This is a genomic window from Mesorhizobium sp. B2-7-3, assembly GCF_006440715.1.
In the GTDB taxonomy this organism is placed as follows: domain Bacteria; phylum Pseudomonadota; class Alphaproteobacteria; order Rhizobiales; family Rhizobiaceae; genus Mesorhizobium; species Mesorhizobium australicum.
In genome coordinates this window covers 15,930-36,595 of the sequence record NZ_VFTY01000019.1, presented here as the reverse complement: position 1 = coordinate 36,595, position 20,666 = coordinate 15,930, and the positions used below count along the sequence as shown (strand labels likewise).

At 62.2% G+C, this 20,666-nt stretch carries 20 protein-coding genes and 1 tRNA gene; 7 read left to right on the top strand and 14 right to left on the bottom strand.

All coding sequences use genetic code 11. The annotated features are described in order from the left end of the window. Positions 1-14 precede the first annotated feature (14 nt). The gene (locus tag FJW04_RS28795) at positions 15-467 is read right to left on the bottom strand and encodes a MarR family transcriptional regulator (RefSeq protein ID WP_023773737.1); all 453 of its coding nucleotides are present in this window, start codon (positions 465-467) and stop codon (positions 15-17) included. Between the two features lie 47 nt (positions 468-514). Between FJW04_RS28795 and FJW04_RS28790 the strand changes: the two genes are divergently transcribed. Further along, a complete protein-coding gene (locus tag FJW04_RS28790; RefSeq protein ID WP_015317865.1) occupies positions 515-1,426 on the top strand; it encodes an alpha/beta fold hydrolase in 912 nt (303 codons plus the stop codon). Positions 1,427-1,438: 12 nt separating this feature from the next. On the opposite strand, the gene FJW04_RS28785 is transcribed toward FJW04_RS28790, so the two are convergent. After that, positions 1,439-1,834 carry a rhodanese-like domain-containing protein gene (locus FJW04_RS28785; RefSeq protein ID WP_015317866.1) on the bottom strand — a complete coding sequence of 132 codons (396 nt, stop codon included), beginning with the start codon at positions 1,832-1,834 and terminating at the stop codon, positions 1,439-1,441. A gap of 63 nt (positions 1,835-1,897) precedes the next feature. Then, positions 1,898-2,512, bottom strand: coding sequence for a TetR/AcrR family transcriptional regulator (locus FJW04_RS28780; protein WP_140718199.1), 615 nt, complete (start codon positions 2,510-2,512; stop codon positions 1,898-1,900). Positions 2,513-2,612: 100 nt separating this feature from the next. Here FJW04_RS28780 and FJW04_RS28775 point away from each other — a divergent pair, with 100 nt between their 5' ends. Beyond that, entirely contained in the window at positions 2,613-3,359 is a 747-nt protein-coding gene (locus FJW04_RS28775) for a 3-oxoacyl-ACP reductase family protein (RefSeq protein ID WP_015317868.1), read from the top strand. A 210-nt stretch (positions 3,360-3,569) separates the two neighbouring features. Next, positions 3,570-5,453, top strand: coding sequence for a murein L,D-transpeptidase (locus tag FJW04_RS28770; RefSeq protein ID WP_140718184.1), 1,884 nt, complete (start codon positions 3,570-3,572; stop codon positions 5,451-5,453). 3 nt (positions 5,454-5,456) lie between these two features. Here the strand turns inward: FJW04_RS28770 and FJW04_RS28765 are convergent, their stop codons facing one another. The 5 genes from FJW04_RS28765 to FJW04_RS28745 all read right to left on the bottom strand — a co-directional run bounded on the left by FJW04_RS28765 (position 5,457) and on the right by FJW04_RS28745 (position 8,227). Further along, a complete protein-coding gene (locus FJW04_RS28765) occupies positions 5,457-5,933 on the bottom strand; it encodes a hypothetical protein (protein WP_140718182.1) in 477 nt (158 codons plus the stop codon). A 106-nt stretch (positions 5,934-6,039) separates the two neighbouring features. Further along, positions 6,040-6,780 carry a lysozyme inhibitor LprI family protein gene (locus FJW04_RS28760; protein ID WP_246674054.1) on the bottom strand — a complete coding sequence of 247 codons (741 nt, stop codon included), beginning with the start codon at positions 6,778-6,780 and terminating at the stop codon, positions 6,040-6,042. A gap of 141 nt (positions 6,781-6,921) precedes the next feature. Next, complete coding sequence (locus FJW04_RS28755) at positions 6,922-7,179, bottom strand: PepSY domain-containing protein (protein ID WP_015317872.1); 258 nt, start codon at positions 7,177-7,179, stop codon at positions 6,922-6,924. A 151-nt stretch (positions 7,180-7,330) separates the two neighbouring features. Next, positions 7,331-7,405, bottom strand: a tRNA-Val gene (locus FJW04_RS28750). Positions 7,406-7,543: 138 nt separating this feature from the next. Beyond that, entirely contained in the window at positions 7,544-8,227 is a 684-nt protein-coding gene (locus FJW04_RS28745) for a phosphoglycolate phosphatase (RefSeq protein ID WP_015317873.1), read from the bottom strand. A gap of 252 nt (positions 8,228-8,479) precedes the next feature. On the opposite strand from FJW04_RS28745, the gene rpiA reads away from it, so the two are divergent. The 3 genes from rpiA (at position 8,480) to gor (ending at position 11,338) form a co-directional block, all read left to right on the top strand. After that, a complete protein-coding gene (rpiA, locus tag FJW04_RS28740) occupies positions 8,480-9,211 on the top strand; it encodes a ribose-5-phosphate isomerase RpiA (RefSeq protein ID WP_015317874.1) in 732 nt (243 codons plus the stop codon). Then, positions 9,198-9,830 carry a DUF2059 domain-containing protein gene (locus tag FJW04_RS28735; RefSeq protein WP_140619662.1) on the top strand — a complete coding sequence of 211 codons (633 nt, stop codon included), beginning with the start codon at positions 9,198-9,200 and terminating at the stop codon, positions 9,828-9,830. The genes rpiA and FJW04_RS28735 overlap by 14 nt, the downstream gene beginning before the upstream one ends. A gap of 116 nt (positions 9,831-9,946) precedes the next feature. Then, complete coding sequence (gene gor, locus FJW04_RS28730) at positions 9,947-11,338, top strand: glutathione-disulfide reductase (protein WP_140718178.1); 1,392 nt, start codon at positions 9,947-9,949, stop codon at positions 11,336-11,338. Positions 11,339-11,395: 57 nt separating this feature from the next. On the opposite strand, the gene mgtE is transcribed toward gor, so the two are convergent. The 4 genes from mgtE to FJW04_RS28710 all read right to left on the bottom strand — a co-directional run bounded on the left by mgtE (position 11,396) and on the right by FJW04_RS28710 (position 18,024). Further along, positions 11,396-12,760, bottom strand: coding sequence for a magnesium transporter (gene mgtE, locus FJW04_RS28725; RefSeq protein WP_140718176.1), 1,365 nt, complete (start codon positions 12,758-12,760; stop codon positions 11,396-11,398). 270 nt (positions 12,761-13,030) lie between these two features. Further along, complete coding sequence (locus FJW04_RS28720) at positions 13,031-14,923, bottom strand: ABC transporter ATP-binding protein/permease (protein ID WP_181166502.1); 1,893 nt, start codon at positions 14,921-14,923, stop codon at positions 13,031-13,033. 584 nt (positions 14,924-15,507) lie between these two features. Continuing rightward, positions 15,508-16,188 carry a DsbA family protein gene (locus FJW04_RS28715; protein WP_015317879.1) on the bottom strand — a complete coding sequence of 227 codons (681 nt, stop codon included), beginning with the start codon at positions 16,186-16,188 and terminating at the stop codon, positions 15,508-15,510. A gap of 15 nt (positions 16,189-16,203) precedes the next feature. After that, positions 16,204-18,024, bottom strand: a complete 1,821-nt coding sequence (locus FJW04_RS28710) for an extracellular solute-binding protein (protein ID WP_140718172.1) — start codon at positions 18,022-18,024, stop codon at positions 16,204-16,206. A 232-nt stretch (positions 18,025-18,256) separates the two neighbouring features. Here FJW04_RS28710 and FJW04_RS28705 point away from each other — a divergent pair, with 232 nt between their 5' ends. Then, on the top strand, positions 18,257-18,886 hold the full coding sequence (locus tag FJW04_RS28705; RefSeq protein WP_015317881.1) for an invasion associated locus B family protein: 630 nt from the start codon (positions 18,257-18,259) through the stop codon (positions 18,884-18,886). An 84-nt stretch (positions 18,887-18,970) separates the two neighbouring features. Here the strand turns inward: FJW04_RS28705 and hspQ are convergent, their stop codons facing one another. Together hspQ and FJW04_RS28695 are read right to left on the bottom strand one after the other, a co-directional pair. Next, positions 18,971-19,294, bottom strand: a complete 324-nt coding sequence (hspQ, locus tag FJW04_RS28700; RefSeq protein ID WP_027142695.1) for a heat shock protein HspQ — start codon at positions 19,292-19,294, stop codon at positions 18,971-18,973. A gap of 147 nt (positions 19,295-19,441) precedes the next feature. After that, on the bottom strand, positions 19,442-20,656 hold the full coding sequence (locus tag FJW04_RS28695) for a UbiH/UbiF family hydroxylase (RefSeq protein ID WP_140718170.1): 1,215 nt from the start codon (positions 20,654-20,656) through the stop codon (positions 19,442-19,444). Positions 20,657-20,666 lie beyond the last annotated feature (10 nt).

The window sequence follows — 20,666 nt, the reverse complement described above, 5'->3', positions numbered from 1 at the left end:
GCCTGAAAGGGCGATCACGCCTCGTTCAGCACGTCATAGATCTTGCGCATCTGCTCGCCGATCATGTCGCATTGTTCCGGCGTCGACTGGCTCATTGCCTTCTCGATCAGCGCCATATGCACTTTCAGCGCCCGCATCAGCAGCGCCTCGCCGGTTTCGGTCAGCGTAAGCCGCAAGATGCGCTTGTCCTTCTCATCGCCTTCGCGCCGCAGCAGGCCACGCGTCTCCAACTGCGGCAACAGCATGGTGATGTTGGAGCGGCCGACGAGCAGCTTGCGGGCGAGGTCGTGCTGCGACATGCCCGGATGGCGGTAGAGGTTCATCAGCACGTCGAGCTGCGCCGGCTTCAGGTCGAGCGGCGCAAGTTTCACCGCCAGCGTGCGCTCCAGCACATGGCAGGCGCGCGCCACCGCGACCCAGTTGCGAAAACGCGGGTTGTCCCAGGGTAGCTCTTGTTTATTGTTCATCTTTGAACTATTATGTTCATGCTTGAACGTATGGATGGATTCTGACTATGGCATCATTCGGGCTGAAGGTCATCCGAGGTGTGTTTGGTGCGGCCGAACATGTCGCGCCGCGCATCACCGGGCGTGCGGCTTTCGAATTGTTCTGCCGTACGCCAAGCACCAGGACACTGACCGACGGCGAGCGCCGCGCCATCGACCGCGCCGCGGAGTTCATGGCCGAGGCGCGGCATCACCGGCTGAAGACCGCGACCGGCTGCGTCATGGTTCATGAATTCCGCCCCGAGCCGGGCCGCGAGTCCGCCGGCACCGTCCTCGTCATCCATGGCTGGCGCTCGCGTACCGAATATATGCGCGTGCTGATCGAAGGTTTTCGCGCCGCCGGCTACAAGGTCGTCTCGCTCGATCTTCCCGGTCATGGCCATTCGCAGGGCAGGCACCTGAACATGGTCAATGCCGTCGAAGCCGCAAGAGTGGCCGGCGAATGGTTTGGGCCGTTCGTGGCTGCCGTCGGCCATTCCTTCGGAGGCGCCGTTGCCGCCAATGCCATCGCCGGCTCCGTCAAGGACATCCCGCCGCTGTCGGCCGCACGTCTTGTGCTGATCGCGGCACCAAGCTCGCTGCCGGCAATCTTCGCCGACTTCAGCCGCATGCTCAATGTCGGTCCCCGCTCGCAGGTCGCCATGGCTGACCGCGTCGAATATCTCTCCGGCCGGCCGTTGCACGAATTCACCGGTGACCGGCAGCTCGCCCAGGCGCCCGTGCCGACGTTGGTCATCCACGCGCCCGACGACCGGGAGGTGCCGGCTGAACATGCACGACGCTATGCCGGCGCCGGCGACCATGTACGGCTGCACTGGGCCGACGGGCTCGGCCATCGCCGCATTCTGGCCGACAAGGGCGTGGTTGAACGCGCCGTCGGCTTCGTGACCATGCAGCAGAACCCGTCGCTGCTCCACTGAGCGGCACTCAGGCTATTTCTTCTTGTCTCCGGGCTCTACAGGCAGTCCGGCAGCCTTCCAGGCCGTGTAGCCGCCGAGGATGTGTTTGACCGGGGAAAGACCCATGTCCTGCGCCGTCTTGGTAGCCAACGCTGAACGCCAGCCGCCGGCGCAGAAGAAGACGAAGCTTTTTCCGGAAGCGAAGAAAGGCTTGTGGTAGGGGCTTTCGGGATCGATCCAGAACTCCAGCATGCCACGCGTGACGTGCTTGGCGCCGGGAATTCTGCCGTCGCGTTCGATTTCACGAGGATCGCGCAGATCGACGAAGATGGTGTCTTCGTCCTCAAGCAGCCCTGCCGCTTCCTCGGGCGAAACCACTTCGATCTCGGCATTGGCTTCATCCAGCAGTTCGCGATACCCTTTTTTCACGTGGTTCCCTCCGGCCGCAAGTTTGCTGGCAAGTCGGATTTCGAGCACAACGGATGGTGTTTGTCACGCCTCGATGGTGCCGGCCATGGCCTTCCAAGCGGCCATTGCCCCGGCTACCGTCGCCATCAGGGCGGCGCGGGAAGCGCCGTCACGCGCCTGAATCGACATGCCATGCTGGACCGTTGCGAAAAAGGTCGCGGCTGCACGGCAATCGAAGTCGGCAGGCAATTCACCTTCGGCCACGCCGCGCTCCAGACGCTTCTTCAGCGCGGCGAGATTCTCGGCGCGCCGGCGCCGCAAATCCGCGCAGATCGCGCCCCGGCTCGAGTCTTCGTGCAGCGCACCCAGCGTAATCAGGCAGCCCTGCGGACGATCGCTTTGCGAATAGGCCTTCGCGGTCCGGCGCAAGAACCGCTCGATCGCAAGCCGCGCCGTTGGCGCCTCTTCCAGCGCGAGCCAGATATCGGCGCCCTCAACGCGGGAATAGAGATCGGTCGCCTCGAGGAACAGGGCCTCCTTGCTGCCATAGGCGGCATAGAGGCTCGGCGAATTTATGCCCATTGCCACGGCGAGATCGCTGATCGATGCGCCTTCATAGCCCTTGGCCCAAAACACGTCCATCGCGCGCCGCAAGGCCGCGGTTCGATCGAAGGTTCGGGGACGACCTCTTTCCGACATGATGCTCTTTTCTGTGTTGATCGATACATAAATGAGTTGACGCGGCCAGGCAAGGCTGGCAGGTATTTATGTATCAATCGCTACATAAATGGAGAAACCGATGTCATCAGGAAATTTGAACGGCAAGGCAGCACTCGTCACCGGAGGCAGCCGCGGTATCGGCGCGGCCATTGCACGAAGGTTGGCGGCGGAGGGGGCCGATGTGGCGCTGACCTATGTGCATGGCGAGGAGCAGGCTCGGTCCGTCGTCGCCGAGATAGAGACCAAGGGCGGTCGCGCCATCGCCATTAAAGCCGACAACCGTGACGCCGAGGCCATAGACCAGGCGGTGGCCGATGCTGTGACTGCCTTCGGCCGGCTCGACATCCTGGTCAACAGTGCCGGCATCTGGCGCGCCGCGCCGATCGATGCGCTGTCGCTTGCCGATTTCGACGAAACCATGTCGATCAATCTGAGAGCGCCGTTCATCGCCTCGAAAGCGGCGGCAAGGCACATGGGCGAGGGCGGCAGGATCATCTCGATCGGCAGCAATCTGGCCGAGCGGGTCACCGACACCAGCCTGGGCGCCTACTCGGCCAGCAAGGCGGCGCTGGTCGGCCTGACCAAGGCATTGGCCCGCGACCTCGGGTCACGCGGCATCACCGCCAATGTCGTCCATCCCGGTTCGACCGACACCGACATGAACCCGGCCGACGGCCCGCATGCCGAGCATCAGCGCCAGAAGATGGCCACCCCGCGATTCGGCCAGGCGGACGATATCGCCGGCATGGTTGCCTGGCTCGCCGGACCGGAGGGCAGGTTCGTCACCGGAGCCGCGCTGACCATCGATGGAGGCGCAAACGCGTAAGCCACAGGGATTCCGCGGGCCGGCGCGACAGTTCGGTCGCGCCGGCCGTCACGATGTTGTGAAACCGTTCTGCAACAGCCCTGCCGAAATTTATGAAAGCTTAACGAAATCGGTATGAATCGGTATAGTCGCGCCTTACATCCGCCATGCGGTGAGCGGGACGGTCTAGCGTGCGGAACGGGAACCGGTTGCGACCGGAGCGGGTGATCCATGAAATTCGTCGGTAAAAAAGCAACCGTGATGCCGCTGGTGGCGGTTACGGCGACGCTGGCTTTCGGCATGCCTCAGGCAGGGGCCCAGGGATTTTTCGACATGCTGTTCGGCGGTGGCATAAGGCATGAGCCGAAAGGCGAGTTTCCGCCTCCTCCGCCGAAGCACAAACCCAAGCCGAACGCTCCGGCCGGCAGTGGCGTGAAGATCAGCAGTCCGTCCTACTATACTTACAAGGCCGACAAGCTGGTGCGTGTCGACTTCTCGACGCTGGCGACGGCGCCGCAGCCGGCTACACCGCAAGATGCCGCTTTCGTGCCTTCGGCCACGGGTGCTGCCTTCCATGAAGCCATTGCCGGGCTCGCCGACTATGAACTCTATGCCGAGCCCGACATAGCCAAGGCGCTGATCGCCTATTACTCGGCCAACCCGGATTTCATCTGGGTGACCGGAACCACCCCGAACAACCGCGCCCAGGATGCCGTGCGGGTGCTCGGCGAGGCTGCAAGCTACGGCCTCACGCCTGCCGACTACACGGTCGATGTGCCAGCCGCCAGTTCGTCCTCGGCGGACGACGCAGCCAAGCTGAAGGAGCTCGTGCGATTCGAGATGGCGCTGTCGGCACGTGTCCTGCGCTATGCCCATGACGCCCAGAATGGCCGTGTCGAGCCCAACCGCATGACCGGCTACTACGATTTCCCGGCCAAGCCGCTCGACATGATGGGCGTGCTGAAGACTCTGGCGCATACCCAGGAGGTTCGCACTTATCTGGAATCGCGCCATCCGCAGAATGCGGAATATCAGGCGCTGCGCGTCGAACTGGAAGCGCTGCAGGCGAGCGCCGAGAACGAAATCGTCGTCGATCCCAAGCTGCTGCTGAAGCCAGGCGAAACCAGCCCCGAATTGCCGAAGCTGCTGTCGCTGATCGCTCGTAATCTCGATGACGAAATGGGCGGCACCTATGGCGAGGTCCTGTCGCGGCTGGCAACCAGCGAAGTCTACGTTCCCGAGCTGGTGCCGCTGATCAAGGCGGTGCAGCAGAAGGAAGGCATGAAGGGCGATGGCGTCATCGGTCCACGCACGGTCGCCACGCTGGCCGGGACGTCGAAGGCCGACAGGCTGCTGAAGGTGGAGGTGGCGCTGGAAGAACTGCGCTGGCTGCCTTCCGATCTCGGCAGCCCGCGTGTTTTCATTAACCAGCCTGCCTTCACCGCAAGCTATATCGACGACGGCCAGGAAAAATTGAAGACGCGTGCCGTCGTCGGCCGCGTCACCAACCAGACCGCCTTCTTCTACGACCAGATCAAGCAGGTCGATTTCCACCCCTACTGGGGCGTGCCGCAGTCGATCATCGTCAACGAAATGCTGCCGAGGTTGCGCGGCGATCCCGGCTATCTTGACCGGGCCGGCTACGAGGTGACGGATTCACGCGGCAAGCGCATCCCTTCGTCGGCGGTGAACTGGGGCGCTTATGGCGCCAACATTCCCTATAATGTGCGCCAGCAGCCGAGCGAGGCCAATGCTCTGGGCGAACTGAAGATCCTGTTCCCCAACAAGCACGCGATCTACATGCACGACACGCCGCAGAAATCGTTCTTCAAGCAGGATATGCGCGCGCTCAGCCATGGCTGCGTGCGCCTGCAGGATCCGCGCGGCATGGCGGCGGCAGTGCTCGGCACCTCGGTCGATTATATCGCGGAGAAATTGAAGCACGGACACTCGACCGAGGATGTGACACGCAAGATCCCAGTTTATGTCGCTTATTTCACCGCCTGGCCCGACATGTCCGGCAAGGTCGAGTATTTCAGCGACGTCTACGATCGCGATTCCCGGCTGAAGCAGGCCCTGGACGCAACCGAGGCGGTGCGCTCACCCTCGAGCTAGTCGTTATCGCTCCGACAGCGAGCGCCTGAAACCGGCGTCGCGCCCGGCGATCAGCCAATAGACCAGCCCGGCAACCAGACCGGCGGCGGCTATGATGCCGATGTCGACCCAGCGCTCCAGATCCACGTCCTCCGCCGCGCCCGGCCAGATCAGGAAGAAACCTCCGGCCGCAGCCGCGGCGCCGAAGACCATGTGCAGCATAGCGTTGCGAAGAGAGAAGAATTCGGCGATCAGCGCAAAAATCAGCGTCTGAGGCGCGGTCACCACGATGGTCAGGAAATAGATGAACATGCCGAGCGGCGGTACCACAAAGGCCGCGATCGGCGAGACCCCCATGAGGTCGAAATAGGCTGGCGCGTTGGGGAGGGAACTCAGCGCGGCATAGATCGCCACGACGGCGATCAGACCAACCAGTATGGCGACGAGATAGCCGGCCAGCATCATGAGGACGCGCTTCATCAAGTGCTTCGCAGTCGACATGTCCACCCCCCGGTGAAGCCTGATCCTTCCACAATCAGCCATCAATGGCGAATTGACGCAAGGGGAGACGGAGCACTCCTGGGCTCGCTGGTGAAAATCCCGCAGCTCAGGCGCCGCCGCACATATGCTGCGAATCCGGGAGAGCCCAGGAGCCTTTCGCGACGAGGTCGACGGAATAATAAACCCGGCCACGGTCGTCGTCCTTGGGGCAGTCCCTGGGAATGGAGATCAAGCACATGACGACGGGTTCGCCGACCTTGGCGGCGGCAAGGCCGGCCTCGCGATCGTAGGATACGGCGCCGCCGCCATTGGTGAATGTGGCCGCGCTGCCCGCTTCGGGAGTAGCCGTTTCCAGCGGATCGTCGCCAAGCCGCGTGGTCAGCGTCTCGATATGCGTCGACGCGCATTGGCCGATCGCCAAGGGCAGGGGCTGGTCCTTATTGCCGGGGTTCCGTGCCGCGGCGTCCAGCGCCTTCTTGCCGATCAGCGCGATGGTGTAGTCTTGCACCCAGGACGGCGCATTTCCATAGGTCTGCAAGGCGTTGTCGAGCGCGCTGGCGATACAGGCGGTATCGCTCTTGCAAGCATTGCGATCGGCGATCAGCCCGCGGGCAATCTTGCGCTTGTCGCCGCCGAACGCCGGCTCGAATTCCTTGTAAGCCTTCGAAACCAGCAGATCGATCGCCGACAACTGCGGGTCGGCGCAGATCGCCTTTTCCGCCGGCAGGTTTGCCTTGCCGCAGTCGAAGGACGGCCCGTCCGCCAATGCCGGAGAAACGGCAAGGAAGCCGCCGGCTGGGACGATGGCGAATACAGACAGAAGATAGGGTCTAACGAAACATCGCATGATGGCCCCCAAGCCAACAGGATTGCCGAAGGCGCGGCCCCGCGCCCAGCCTAACATACGCCAGGATGGACAATTTTGACGCTCGTTTTGTCGTTGAGAACACCCAGACGCAGCGCATTCGCGACGTGATGTCCGCGAACCTTATTTTGGTTCGGCCGTCACAGGATCGAAGACGATTTCGACCTTTGCCTTGTCCGAGGTATAGTAGGTGACGGTGTAGCCGTCCTTGTCCCAGTCGACCTCCTTCACGTAGCGAAACCCGTCACGCTGCTCGACCTTGGCGATGATCTCCGACAGCTTCTTGGCATTGGGTGGCGGCAGTGCAGTTTCATCCGCGGCAAAGGCGGGTCCGGCGGCGAAAAGAACGACGACGGAGGCCGCAAGCAGAAATCTGGACATGGTTTTCCCTCAAGTTTCGACGCAAGGAAACTCGCTGTCATGCAGGTTTGTTCCGCATGTGGGTGTTCCGGCGTTCAGCGCCTGTGCGGAAAGGCAGAGCGCCAAAGGGGAAGGCGGGCTGTAGCTGCCGATGTGATGTTCAGCAAACAGATGGTGGGCGATGCAGGGATTGAACCTGCGACCCCACCCGTGTGAAGGGTGTGCTCTCCCGCTGAGCTAATCGCCCGCTCGTTGCCCGAAGGCCAAGCGAGCCGCGATATAAGGGAGGCCGACCCATTAAGTCAAGGCAGCGTCTGGTGTTGTCACACAGATCGGATTTGCGGTCTCGCCAAGGCCCGTTCCGCAGAGATTTTCATCGTGGCGCTCAGTGTGCGGCGGCGCCGATCAACCTTTGCGCCAGATCGAGCGTCAACGCATCGAAATGCGAGATCACCGCCGAGGGCTCGAACTCGCGCACATGACGGTCGGTGTAGCCGAAATCGACGGCGACGACAGGAATGCCGGCCGCCTTGGCGGTGTCGATATCGGTTTGCGAATCGCCGACCATCAAGGCGCGGTGCGGATCACCGCCGGCGAGTTTGATGGTCTCGATCAGGTGGCGCGGATCGGGCTTGCGGAACGCGAACGTGTCCTGCCCGGCAATTGCCGCGAAATGCCTGGTCAAGCCGAGTGCTTCGATCAGCGCCAGCGAATTGGCCTGGTATTTGTTCGTGCAGATTGCCAGCAGATAGCCGGCCTTCTCAAAACGGGCAATCGCCTCGGTCACGCCGGGGTAGGGGCGGGATTTGCCCGGAATGTTGTCGGTGTAGTGATCGAGGAACAGTTTCAGCAGCCGGTCGTGCTCCTCGACCTTGAGGGATCGTTGCTGCGCGGCATGCGCCCGTTCGATCATCACCCGGCCGCCATGGCCGACGAAGCGTTTGAAGCCGGCTTCGTCGACGGCCGATAGTTCGCTGGCCGCCAGGCTGTGGTTGAGGCTGTCGAGCAGGTCCGGCGCCGTGTCAATCAGCGTTCCATCGAGGTCGAACACGATGATCGGGCGAGTCATGATCCATCCTGCGCAGGTTTGTGCATGGCAGGCGATAACGGCTGCGACGCGTTAAGGCAAGCAGACCGGCGGGGCGGCTGCCAAGGGCTTTGACCCGGCCTGCAAAAATGCTAGGAGCCGAAAACGCTAAAGCGCGTCGCGTCGAAACAGACTCATGCGGCGCGCTTCAGGTCTTTCTTTCATGCATGTCGTTTTCCCAAAGCCGAGGTCATTTTGGGCGACATGCATTCGGTTTCGGGGCAGCAAAGCAGCATGGATGCGAGGCAATTGAAGGTCGAGGCCGCGCGGGCGGCCCTTGCCCATGTCAGCGACGGCATGCGGCTCGGCATCGGCACCGGCACCACTGCCGAGGAGTTCGTGCGGCTGCTTGCCGACAAGGTCGCCACCGGCATGACCATAACAGGCGTGCCGACCTCTGAACGCACTGCTGCGCTGTGCCGCGAACTCGGCGTGCCGCTGTCGACGCTGGAGGAAACGCCTGAGCTCGATCTCACCGTCGACGGTGCCGACGAGGTCGACCCGGAGCTGACATTGATCAAGGGCGGCGGCGGGGCGCTGCTGCGCGAGAAGATCGTGGCCGCGGCCTCGCAGCGCATGATCGTCATCGCAGACCGATCGAAGATGGTCGAGACACTCGGCCGGTTTCCGCTTCCAATCGAAGTCAACCAGTTCGGCCTGCGCGCGACCGAGATCGCCGTGGTCATGGCGGCTGGAAATCTCGGCCTTTCGGGTCCGGTGACATTGAGGATGACGGGACGCCAGCCTTTTGTTACAGACGGCGGCCATTTTATCCTCGATGCATCTTTTGGCCGCATTCCGGATACAAGAGCGCTTTCGAATGCTCTCCACGCCATTCCTGGCGTGGTCGAGCATGGTCTTTTCATCGGGCTGGCGTCAGCGGCCATCATCGCCGGCGGCGACGGTATCCAAACTGTCCATGCCGCCCGAAAACCAGGGAGTTCTACCGATCATGATGTTGCATAACCGGGTTCGCCGTCTTTCCGTCCTTGTGGCGGCTTCGGCCGTCTTCGCGTTCTCCTCGCCTGTCTTCGCGCAGGACGTCACGGAATCGCATCTGAAGGCCGCACGCGCCGCGGTCGCCGCGATCCACGCGACCGACCCGTTCGACAACATCCTGCCGCAGGCCGCCGCGGCGCTCGAATCGCAGCTTATCCAGAAGAACCCGGACATGCAGGAACTGATCGGCAAGACGATCAACGAGAAGGCGCTGGCGATGGCCTCACGCCGTGCGGATCTCGAGAAGGAAGCGGCTCTTGCCTATGCGAAGGTGTTTTCCGAAAAGGAACTCTCCGACATCGCGGCTTTCTACAGCTCCGAGTCCGGCAAGAAGCTGCTCGACAGCGGCCCGACCGTGACGCGTGACCTCGTCAAGGCCGCCGACATCTGGCAGAACGGCGTCGCGCGCGATCTCGCCCAGCAAGTCGGCGAGACTCTGGCAGCGGCGGCAAAAGCCAAGGCGCCGGCCGCACCCGCCGATGCAACCGCCCCCGCGGATGGTGCTGCTCCTGCGGACGGAGCTGCTCCGGCGGATGGCGCGGCCCCCGCCGACGGTTCTGCGCCGGCGGACGGCACGCAGAACTGATCGTGATCTTTCCGACGGCCTTGCGGCCATCTGTGAAGCCCGGCTTGTCCGGGCTTTGCTTTTGACGGTTTGCGGCCTACCTGTCAGTCGAATTTTGGCGTTCAAGGAGCCGCTTCATGGCCGGTTATGACTACGACCTCTTCGTCATCGGCGGCGGCTCCGGAGGGGTGAGGGCGGCGCGGGTCGCGGCAGCGCTCGGCAAGCGCGTTGGCATTGCCGAAGAATACCGTTTCGGTGGCACCTGCGTCATCAGGGGCTGCGTGCCGAAGAAGCTCTATGTCTATGCCTCGCAATTTCCCGAGCATTTCGCCGACGCCGCCGGCTATGGCTGGACAGTGCCGGAAGCCAGTTTCGACTGGCAGACGCTGGTCGCCAACAAGGACCGCGAGATCAGCCGCCTGGAAGCGATCTACAAGAAGAATGTCGAGGGTTCGGGTGGCGAGACGTTTCACACGCGGGCGATGATCGTCGACCCGCACGTGATCCACCTCCTGAGCGAGGACCGCACCGTCACCGCCGATCAGATCCTGATCGCCACCGGCGGCCGTCCGGCAGCGCATCCGGCGCTGCCCGGCCACGAACACTGCATCTTTTCCAACGAGGCTTTCGACCTCAAGGAACTGCCAAAGGCGATCATGATCGAGGGCGGCGGCTATATCGCGGTCGAGTTCGCCAACATCTTCCATGGCCTCGGCGTAGACACCACACTGGTCTATCGCGGCAAGGAAATCCTCGGCCGCTTCGACATGGACCTGCGGCGCACGCTGCATGAGACGATGGAGAAGAAGGGGATAAAGATCCTTTGCCATTCCGTCTCCGAATCGGTCAGCAAGCGGCCGGACGGACGGCTCGACGCGCAGCTCATCGGGGGGCAGGTGCTGACGGTCGATCAGGTGATGCTGGCCATCGGCCGCATCCCCAACACCGAGAATATGGGCCTGGAAGGCATAGGCCTCGAGATGACCGCCGCGACCGGTGCGATCAAGGTCGACCCGTATTCCCGCACCAGCATCGACAATATCTGGGCGATCGGCGATGTCACCAACCGCGTGCAGCTGACCCCGGTGGCGATTCACGAAGCCATGTGCTTCGTCGAGACGGCCTTCAAGGACAATCCGACGGCGCCCGACCACGACACGATCGCAACGGCTGTCTTCTCGCAACCGGAAATCGGCACGGTCGGCCTGTCGGAAGACGAAGCCGTAAAGCGCTTCGCCGATGTCGAAATCTACCGCGCCAGCTTCCGGCCGATGCGGCACACGCTGTCGGGCCGTGACGAAAAGATGCTGATAAAGCTGGTCGTCGATGGCGCTTCGCGCAGGGTTCTCGGCGCCCACATATTGGGGCCGGATGCCGGCGAAATGGCACAGCTGCTCGGCATCCCCCTGAAGGCCGGACTGACCAAGGACGACTTCGACCGCACAATGGCCGTGCACCCGACCGCCTCCGAAGAGCTCGTCACCATGTACAAGCCGACCTATCGGGTGAAGGACGGCGAGCGCGTCTGACGTCGCCTGACGCGGCGCTGCCGCCGCCAGCCATGGCCGGCGGCGGCAGTCGAACCGCTACAGCAAAGTGCCGCGCAGGATGACGAGCGCCACCGAGAAATAGATCACCAGTCCGGTGACATCGACCAGCGTGGCGACGAACGGCGCGGATGCACTGGCGGGGTCGAAACCGATCCGTTTCAGGGCGAAAGGCAGCATCGACCCCGACAGCGAACCGAAGGTGACGATGCCGACCAGTGCGGCACCAACGGTCGCGGCAATCAACGGCCAGTGCGGGCCATAGTCATAGAAGCCCATATATTGCCAGAGCGCGATGCGGCAGACGCCGACCGCGCCCAGCATGGCGCCGAGCACGAGACCGGTAGGCAGTTCGCGCAGCGCCACCCGCCACCAGTCACGAAGGCCGATTTCGCGCAGCGCCAGCGCGCGGATGACCAGCGAGGTCGCCTGCGAGCCGGAATTGCCGCCGGAGCTCATGATCAGCGGGATGAACAGCGTCAGCACGATCGCCTTCTCCAGCTCGCCCTCATAGCTTTGCATTGCATTGGCCGTCAGCATCTCGCTGATGAACAGCGCACAGAGCCAACCACCGCGCTTCTTGATCATGGCGAGAAAGCTCATCTTCATGTACGGCTCGTCCAAAGCCTCCATGCCGCCAAAGCGATGCACGTCTTCGGTCGTCTCCTCGATCATCGTGTCGATGATGTCGTCGATGGTGACGATGCCGAGGATCTTGCCGTTGTCGACGACCGGGACGGCGAGCAGATCGTATTTGGAGATCGTCTGCGCCAGGTGTTCACGATCCGTCAGCGGAGTGACTGTCACCGGCAGGCGGTCCGGCGCTACCGACAGGACCGGGTCGTCCGGTTCACCGGTGATGAGCCGACGCAAGCCCGTCGACCGCACCAGGAGATTTGTCCGCGGATCGACGATGTAGATTGCATAGACGGTCTCGCGCGTCCGTTCGACCTTGCGGATGTAGTCGAGCGTGCGTCCGACGGTCCAGTCGGAGGGCACGCTGACGAACTCCGTGGTCATGATCGAGGCGGCGCTGCCTTCGGGATAGCCCAGAATGGAAAGCAGGGTGGCGCGCAGCGGCGGCGCCAGCGCACCGAGCAGCTCGGAGCGTGCCGGCTCGTCGAGCTCGCGCAGGATGTCGGCCGCGCGGTCGACGGACATGGCGGTGAGCAGCTTGCTCGCCTTGGGACGGGGCAAGGCCTCCGCCAGTTCGGGCGCGCCTTCGAGCTCAGGCTGGTCGAAAATCTCGACCAGCCGTTCGAAGGGTACGGCGCAAAGCAGCTCCGTCGCGGTTTCGCGCGATTCATGATTGAGCGCCTCGACAAGGTCGGCGACGTGATCATTGGCAAGGATGCGGGCGATAGCGACGGCCTCATCGTCCGCTACGGGGAAAAAATCGTTCATGGCTCACTCCTTGCCGTCCGGCAGGACATGAACCATTCAGGTCACGTCTAGGCGGACGGCCGTTGCGTTCGACTGTGACTGTCGCCAGGCATGGCGCGGTGACCTTTCTGCTTGCGGGTTCGCTTTTGACTGCTGCAAGCCGGCGCAACATAGGAGCGCGCCTTGCCGAGTCAATCGCGGTGAGGAAGGAAAACAGTGCCGAACGGCCCGGATCGCGAGACTGTGATCACCGTGGACCGTTCACCGTGGCAAGCCACGGGGACATCAGCGTTATTTCTGCTTCAGCCGGCGCGAGAAACGCGTCCATTTGTCCTCGACCGGCCTTGGCTGGGCCAGGATCGTGGTGAGTTCCAGCGGCAGGCTTGGGGCAAGCGGCTTCTTCGTGGCGACGCCGTCGGCAATCAGGACCATCGAGTGGTAGAACTCGGTCCCGGCAGCAGATCTCGGTGCCACGGCTTCGTGCATGACACTGATCACCGTCACATCAGGGCAGTTGTCCTTGATGGCTTGGTGGAAGGCGATCTTGCCATCAGGGTCGAGAGCCCCGGTCGCCTCGTCGAGGAACAGCAGGCCCGGTTGCTGCAGGATGATACGAGCCACCACCAGCTTCTGCTTCTGGCCGCCCGACAGGACCTGATCCCAGCTCTTGCCCTCGCGGCTTTCATTGGCCATGTGTTCGATGAAATCGCCAAGGCCAGCCTTGTGCAGTGCCGACGCGACCTGGGTATCGCCGTGGTCGCCTTCGGAGCCTGGTAGGCAGACCAGCTGTTTCAGCGACACCTGCGGCAGCTTGACCTCCTGGGCGGCATAGAAGCTCTTGACGCCCTCGGGGAAGACGATGGTGCCGCGGCCATAAGGCCACAGGCCGTTGATCGCCTTGATCAGCGAGGTCTTGCCGCACCCGGATTCGCCTTTCAGGAAGGTCCATTCGCCGCGCCGGAAGCGCAGGTTGGCGGAACTGAGGAATGGTGTCGCATCCTCACCCTGATGCGCCAGCTCCAGCTTCTGGATGGTCAGACCGAAGACCGGATTCTGGCTGGCGTAGTGGAAGTCGGAACGGCCGCTCTGGCTGTAGAATTCCTGCGGGTGCTGGACTTTCTCGATCGCGTTGGCGAGCTCCGTCACGCGCTGGCTGTTGGCGCGCAGCGTCGCGATGGCGGGCATGACATGAATGAACCAGGAACACTGGCTGATGAGCTGGGCGACCATTTCGGAGCCGGTGATGTAGCCTTTATAGTCCAAGCGGCTGTGGATGAACGGCACAAGGCCTGGAGCATAGGCGACGATACGGGCGCCGACGAAGTTGTAGATCAGCTCGAACGACATATAGCTGGAGTTGACGACATTCAGCCGCCCCCAGGTGCGATCGATGTCGACATAGAGCCGGTCGTGCATCCTCTTCTGCACGCCCTCGCCATGCGAGGCGGCGACATGGAAGCTGCGGCGCAGGAACGTCGTCAGTTCGCTACGATAACTTCCCTCGGCCTTCTGCATGCGAATATTGAGACGTTCCAGCAGGCTGCCGAGCTTGACGGCGATCCAGGTGTTGAGGGGGACGTACGTGGCAACAGCGAGAAGGGCGAGAACAGCGCTGCCATAGCTGCCAAGGAACTCCAGGCCTTTGACCTCCACTGACGACTGCAACAGGTTCTGGCCTATGAAGTAGAGCGAAGTCGCCAACCCCAGCACGCCCATGGCGAGGCCGATCGCACCGCCGGTCATGTCCTTGATCGATTCCTGGATGCGCTGGTCGACATTGTCAGGCGCAACGATGCCGCCGTCCGGGGAGCCATGTTGAGCGTGAAAATGGGTATGGTTGCCGTCGAGCAAGGCCTGGTTGAATTGGTCGTTCAGCCAGCCGCGCCATTTGCGATGCAAGGTTGCCGAGACGAGATTGCGCACGCCGGTGAAGCCGACGTCCTTGAGCATGACGAGCAGCACCAGTATGCCGGCGTTGGTCAGGATTGTTTCCAAGGGCCTGGTGTTGGCGGCATCGTGCAGGAAGGCGATCGAATTCACCAATTCGCCCGACGCCATGGCGAACCACACGCTAGCCTTGCTGGACAGCGCGGTGAGCAGGGCTATCACCAGCGTCAGCGCCCAGGCTTCCTTCCAGCGGTCCGAGATCCAGTAGGCTCGCACGAGCCCCCAGAAATTGCGCATCGAGGATACCGGCGTCAAATGCGACCGCCCTGCGGCGTCGCTGCGTAGTCCATCCGGTACTGACTCTTGCGATCGCCTGCCGATCCGAATCACGATCCCGCCCAAACCTTTTTTGTTTTGTTACGGATGGTAACACCAATTGATCATTTTCCATTAATTTTTAAACCAGGCCTATGGGATTGCTCTCGCGGCCGTTGCATTGAGGCAACAGATTGAAGATCGAACCGCCAGCAAAATGGTGGGCAATCATCAGAAAATTTTGATTGGTTTCAGGAACTTGGACGCGGCGAACGGGGCTTCGGTCGATCTTCCCCTGGGGAAACCTGGCACACGGTTTCGTGACCTCAAAAAAACATGAGGGCCGGGGTTCTCTCGCCGAGACCTGGCCAGAATGCCTGAGAACACGCTGTCCTCAACGTCTGATTCCTTGCCGTGGCGAAGTCGCCAATATCACATTGGAACAGCGGGAGTGCAGGATCGTCTCTTGCCCATTCGTCAACCAAAAGGGTGATCCGCACCGGCCCAATGGCAAGCGGCTGTTTCATCAGCAAAGGCAAATTGGGCCGAAGTGGCGTCCCCTGGCCTCAGCCGGTTTTCTCCAACTCGCCACGCGCCTTGGCCGCCGCGACCTGACGGATCGCATCGGCCAACGTGTCGGCATCCTGCGCACCCATCACGGCATATTTGTCCTCGAGCAGGAAGCACGGCACGCCTGTGATGCCCATGCGCGACGCGGTGGCGATTTCCGTGCGAACCGCCTCGACATCAGCGTCACTCGGCAAGAGCGTTTCGACAACAGCGGCGTCCATGCCGGCCTCGCGGGCAGCTTCGACCAAGACGGTGTGGTCGCCGATATTGGCGCCTTCCTCGAAATTCAGCTGGAATAGGTGGCGCACCAGTCGGTTCTGGACGTCCTCGCCGGCGGCACCGGCCCAGCGGATCAGCCGATGCGCGTCGAGTGTGTTCGGCGCCACCTTGATAGCGTCGAAGGCAAAGGAAATGCCTTCAGCTTCGCCAAGCGGTTCGATGCGGGCATGAATTTCGCGGATGCGCTCGTCGCTGCCGAACTTGGCCAGCATGTAGTCGTGGCGGTCCTTGCCTTGCGGCGGAATGGTTGGATCGAGCTGGAACGGGCGCCAGCGTATATGCACTTCGACATCGCCGGCCGCGGCGATCGCCTTGTCCAACCGCTTCTGACCGATGAAGCACCACGGGCAGACGACGTCCGACACCACGTCGACGGTTATGGCGTTCGCTTCGCTCATCTCGATCTCCGGACTTCAGTTCGGTTTGCGCCACCATGTTGGCAGCTGATAACCGAATATGGGCGTCTTGCGCGGATGTTCCAGATAATTCCAGTAAGCAAGCCACTGCTGCGTATTGTACTGCATCGGCACCATGTAATTGCCGGAGATCAGCAGCCGATCGAGAACGCGAACCGCCGCGACGTAGTCCTCCTTTGAACGGGCTCGCAGCATTGCGTCGATGGCCGCATCGATCGCCGGATCGGCGACGCCGGCGAGGTTGAACGATCCCTCGGTCCTGGCCGCGGCGGACGACCAGCGCCCGATCTGCTCGATGCCAGGGGACAACGAATTGTTGAAGCCGCTGGAGCCGATCAGGACCTCGAAATCGAAACGCTGCTTGCGCGACTGGATCTGGTCGCCGTCCAGGCTGCGGATGCTGACATTGATGCCGATCTTCTCAAGCGTGCGCTGATAGATGCCGGCCAGACGTTCTTCATCCTGCGAGGCGGTCAGAATCTCGAAGTCGAAAGGTCTACCGTCGGGATCGATCATCGTGCCGTCCTGCACATGGTAGCCGATGCTTTTCAGAAGATCGAAAGCGGTCTTCAGCACCTTGCGGTCCTGGCCCGAACCGTCCGTCACCGGCGGTTTCCAGGTGCCGTCCATGACGTCGGCCGGCACGCGGCCGGGATAGGGCGCCAGCAGCGCCTTTTCCCTGTCATCAGCAGGATGGCCGAGCGCGGAAAGCTCCGAGTTCTGCCAGTAGCTCATCGTGCGGGTGTACTTGCCGCCGAACAGGTTCTTGTTGGCCCATTCGAAATCATAAAGCATGCCGAGCGCGCGCCGAACCACGGGGTTGGAAAACTTCGGCAGCCTCGTGTTGAACAGAAAACCTGTCACGACGGGTGGAATGCCGGTATCGAAGGTTTCCGAGACCACGTCTCCCCTGTGAAACGCCGGAAAGTCGAGATCGCGCTCGCGTTTCACCGGATCGCTGTCGTCGTCGATGGCGCAAAGACCCTTCTTGAAGGCTTCGAGCTTGGCGTTGGCGTTGAGAAAATACTCGATGGTGATCTGGTCGTAATTGTCGAAACCGCGCTTGGCGGGAACGTCCTTGCCCCAATAGTCGGGGTTGCGCTTGAAGACGATGCGCTGGCCGGGCATCACCTGTGCGATCCTGTAGGGACCGCTGCCGATCAACGGCTTCAGCGTCGTGCTGTCGAAAGTGCCGATGTCGAAAGCGTGTTTGGGGATGATCGGCGTCAGCGCGATGATCAGGGGAAACTCACGATCGGCCTTGTCATTGAAGGTAAAGCGCACGCTGTGGTCGCCCGTCTTTTCGAGCTTGGCGATCCTGGCCATGCGGTCGCTGTAGGGCGGACGGCCTTTCTGCGTATAGGCATCGTAGGTGAACAGCACGTCTTCCGGCGTCACTGGCTGACCATCCGACCATTTGGCATTCGGGTTGAGATGGAATTCGACGGTCTTGCGCTCGGGATCCATGTCGGCGGTGTCGGCCAGAAGCCCATAAAGGGTAAAGGCCTCGTCGGCACTGCGCTGCATCAGCGGCTCGAAGACCAGATTGCCGTAAATCGTGTCCATCATGCCGCGCGCGGTCGTGCGCAGGCTTTTCAGGATGAAAGGGTTGAGATTGTCGAAGCTGCCGACGACGCAATAGGTAATGCTGCCACCCTTCGGCGCGTCGGGATTGACGTAGCTGAAATGGGTGTAGTCCGGCGGCAGGGCCGGTTCGCCCTGCATCGCAATCGCGTGTTTCGGCTCCGACAGCGCCGGAGGCGACGACAGGCTGAAAAACGATAATGCGGTGACCAGCCAAACAAGAACGCGGCCCATGACCGTCTCCTTAACAGGTCGGCTTGATGATTCGGTCCGCACCCTAGCATGGGGCACCTGCGTGGCGGCCAATGGCGTCGTCAAGAATTACCGGTCGGCGGGCTGGATTCGACGCCGCTTGCAGTGTAACACGCCGTCCGAAGTCATTCTGTTGCCTCATTTTGGCAACAGGTAGCTGGACCACACGGCGCGAAGAAGCCGGTCCCGGGATCATTGAGAGGAAGTGCACGACATGACGAGCCTGAACAGCAACGCGTACCGCCTGTCGGTCATGGCCGCAGGCGTGGTTGGCTTTCTCGGCGCAGGACTTCCCTCTGCTTCCGCGCAGCAGCAGCCGCAGATTCCGCAGGGCTGGTTCAAGGCCTGCACCAAGCAGGAAGACGTCGACATCTGCAATGTCCAGAACATCGTCACCGCTGGCAATGGCCAACTCGTCACCGGCGTCAGCCTGATCGAGCTCAAGGGCAAGGTGAACCGCAAAGTGTTCCAGGTGACGGTCCCGACCGGCCGCCTCGTGCCTCCCGGCATCGGCCTGCAGATCGACACCGGCAAGGCGCAGAAGCTCGACTATGTCATCTGCTTCCCGGATCGTTGCGTGGCGGAAGTGCCGCTGACCGATCAGCTTGTCGCTTCGTTCAAGAAGGGTCAGGGGATCACGCTGACCTCGATCAATTTCCAGAACCAGGCCAACCCGATCAAGATCGCGCTGCAGGGCTTCAGCGGCGCCTATGACGGCCCGCCACTGCAGCAGTCGGACATCGAGGACCGGCAGAAGAAGCTTCAGGACTTCGTCGCCAAGAACAACCAGGATTTCGCCAAGAAGCTCAAGGACGAGCAGGACAAGGCGAAGACCGCCAACTGATCCGGCGTCGGGAATATAGCGAGTCAAAAAAGCGGGGTCATGCCCCGCTTTTTTCATTTCTGGCCATACTCAGCATGCCGGAAGTCAGTGCCTGGACTGCCGTTTCGGCGCATAGCGCCCATCCGGCTTCTTGTCGAACATTTCCTTGATTTGCGGATGGCGGACAGGTTCTCCCGATTGGTCCTCGAGCAAATTCTGCTCGGACACATAGGCGATGTATTCGGTTTCCGAATTCTCGGCGAGCAGGTGGTAGAATGGTTGGTCCTTGCGCGGCCGTACGTCGGCGGGGATGGCCTCGTACCATTCGTCGGTGTTGGCGAATTGCGGATCGACGTCGAAAATGATGCCTCGGAACGGGAACAGCCGGTGGCGAACCACCTGTCCGATCGCGAATTTGGCCGTTTTCATCGCACTCACCACTGAATTCCTTGGCTTTATTTGGCGCAGACTCCGCATCAATTCAATCCCGAGCGTCTGAGCGCCTTCAAGATACGCGGTATGCGCAACAAAGGTTTTGATGAACGTCGCGATACCGCGGCAAAGTCCGCAAAATCGCTACCGCTGCCGAGCCGGCTTCCGAAGGCCGCCCGCAACTGCCGCAAAGCCGCTGCCCGGGCGAAGCCCTTCCCGCATGAAGAAGGCGCGCAGCGGCGTAAAGCCGCCAAGTACACCCAGGCCAACGCCACGCGCCATCTGCGCCGGCAACATGTCCGAAAGCAGCGACATGTTGAGCAGATTGACTGCGCTGCTGCGCGCCAGAATATCGGGCCGGCGCTTGAAATCGTATGCAGCAAGGGCCGCAACAGCCCCCGGATCCTCACGATTTTCACGCGCGATTCCAACCAGATCGTCAATATCCCTGATGCCTAGGTTGAGGCCTTGCGCGCCGATTGGCGGGAACACGTGCGCCGCCTCGCCGACAAGCGCCACCCGTCGCGCGGCGAAACGCAGGGGGGTCACCGTCGACAATGGATAAATCTGGCGACCCGGCTCGACGGATACCCGGCCCAGCATCGATTGCATCTTTTGCTCGACGCGGAGCGAGAGCGTTGCATCGTCCAAAGCGGCAAGCTCCTTGGCGGTCTCTGGCTTGACCACCCAGACAAGGCTGGAGCGATTGCCCGGCAGTGGAACCTGCGTGAACGGGCCGGTCTCTGTATGGAATTCCGTCGAGGTGAAGCCATGTTCGCGGTTGTGGCGGAAATTGAGGACAAGCGCCGCCTGAGGATAGGCGCGCGCCGCCGTCGAGATGCCCGCGGCCTCGCGGGCCGGCGACAGGCGGCCGTCGGCGGCGACCGCAAGGGACGCATCGATCTCGCTGCCATCAGCCAGCGCGGCATGCGCTTTGACGGCGCCAAGATGCCATGCCTTCACTATGGATCTGCGCCATTCGATGCCGGAATGCGCGGCCACCTTGCCGGCAAGCGCCGGGCCAAGGACGCCGTTGGGCAGGTTCAGGCCGAACTGTTCCTCGCCGATCTCGCTGGCGCGGAAGGTGACGACGGGGCTGCGGATCAGCCGGCCGGTCGCATCGACAATGCGCATCACCTTCAACGGCGCGCCCTTGGGCCTGATGTCCTCGATCACGCCCAGCCGTTCCAGCATCTTCAGGGCAGGCGTCATGAGCGCCGTGGTGCGACCGTCGGGAGCCGAGGTTTCCGGCCCGGCAATCGTCACCGGAAAGCCGGCATCGGCGAAGGCAAGCGCGGCGATCAACCCCGCCGGCCCCGTGCCCGCAATCAGTATCCGCGCTGTTTCCTGATGCTCCAAGATCGGCTTC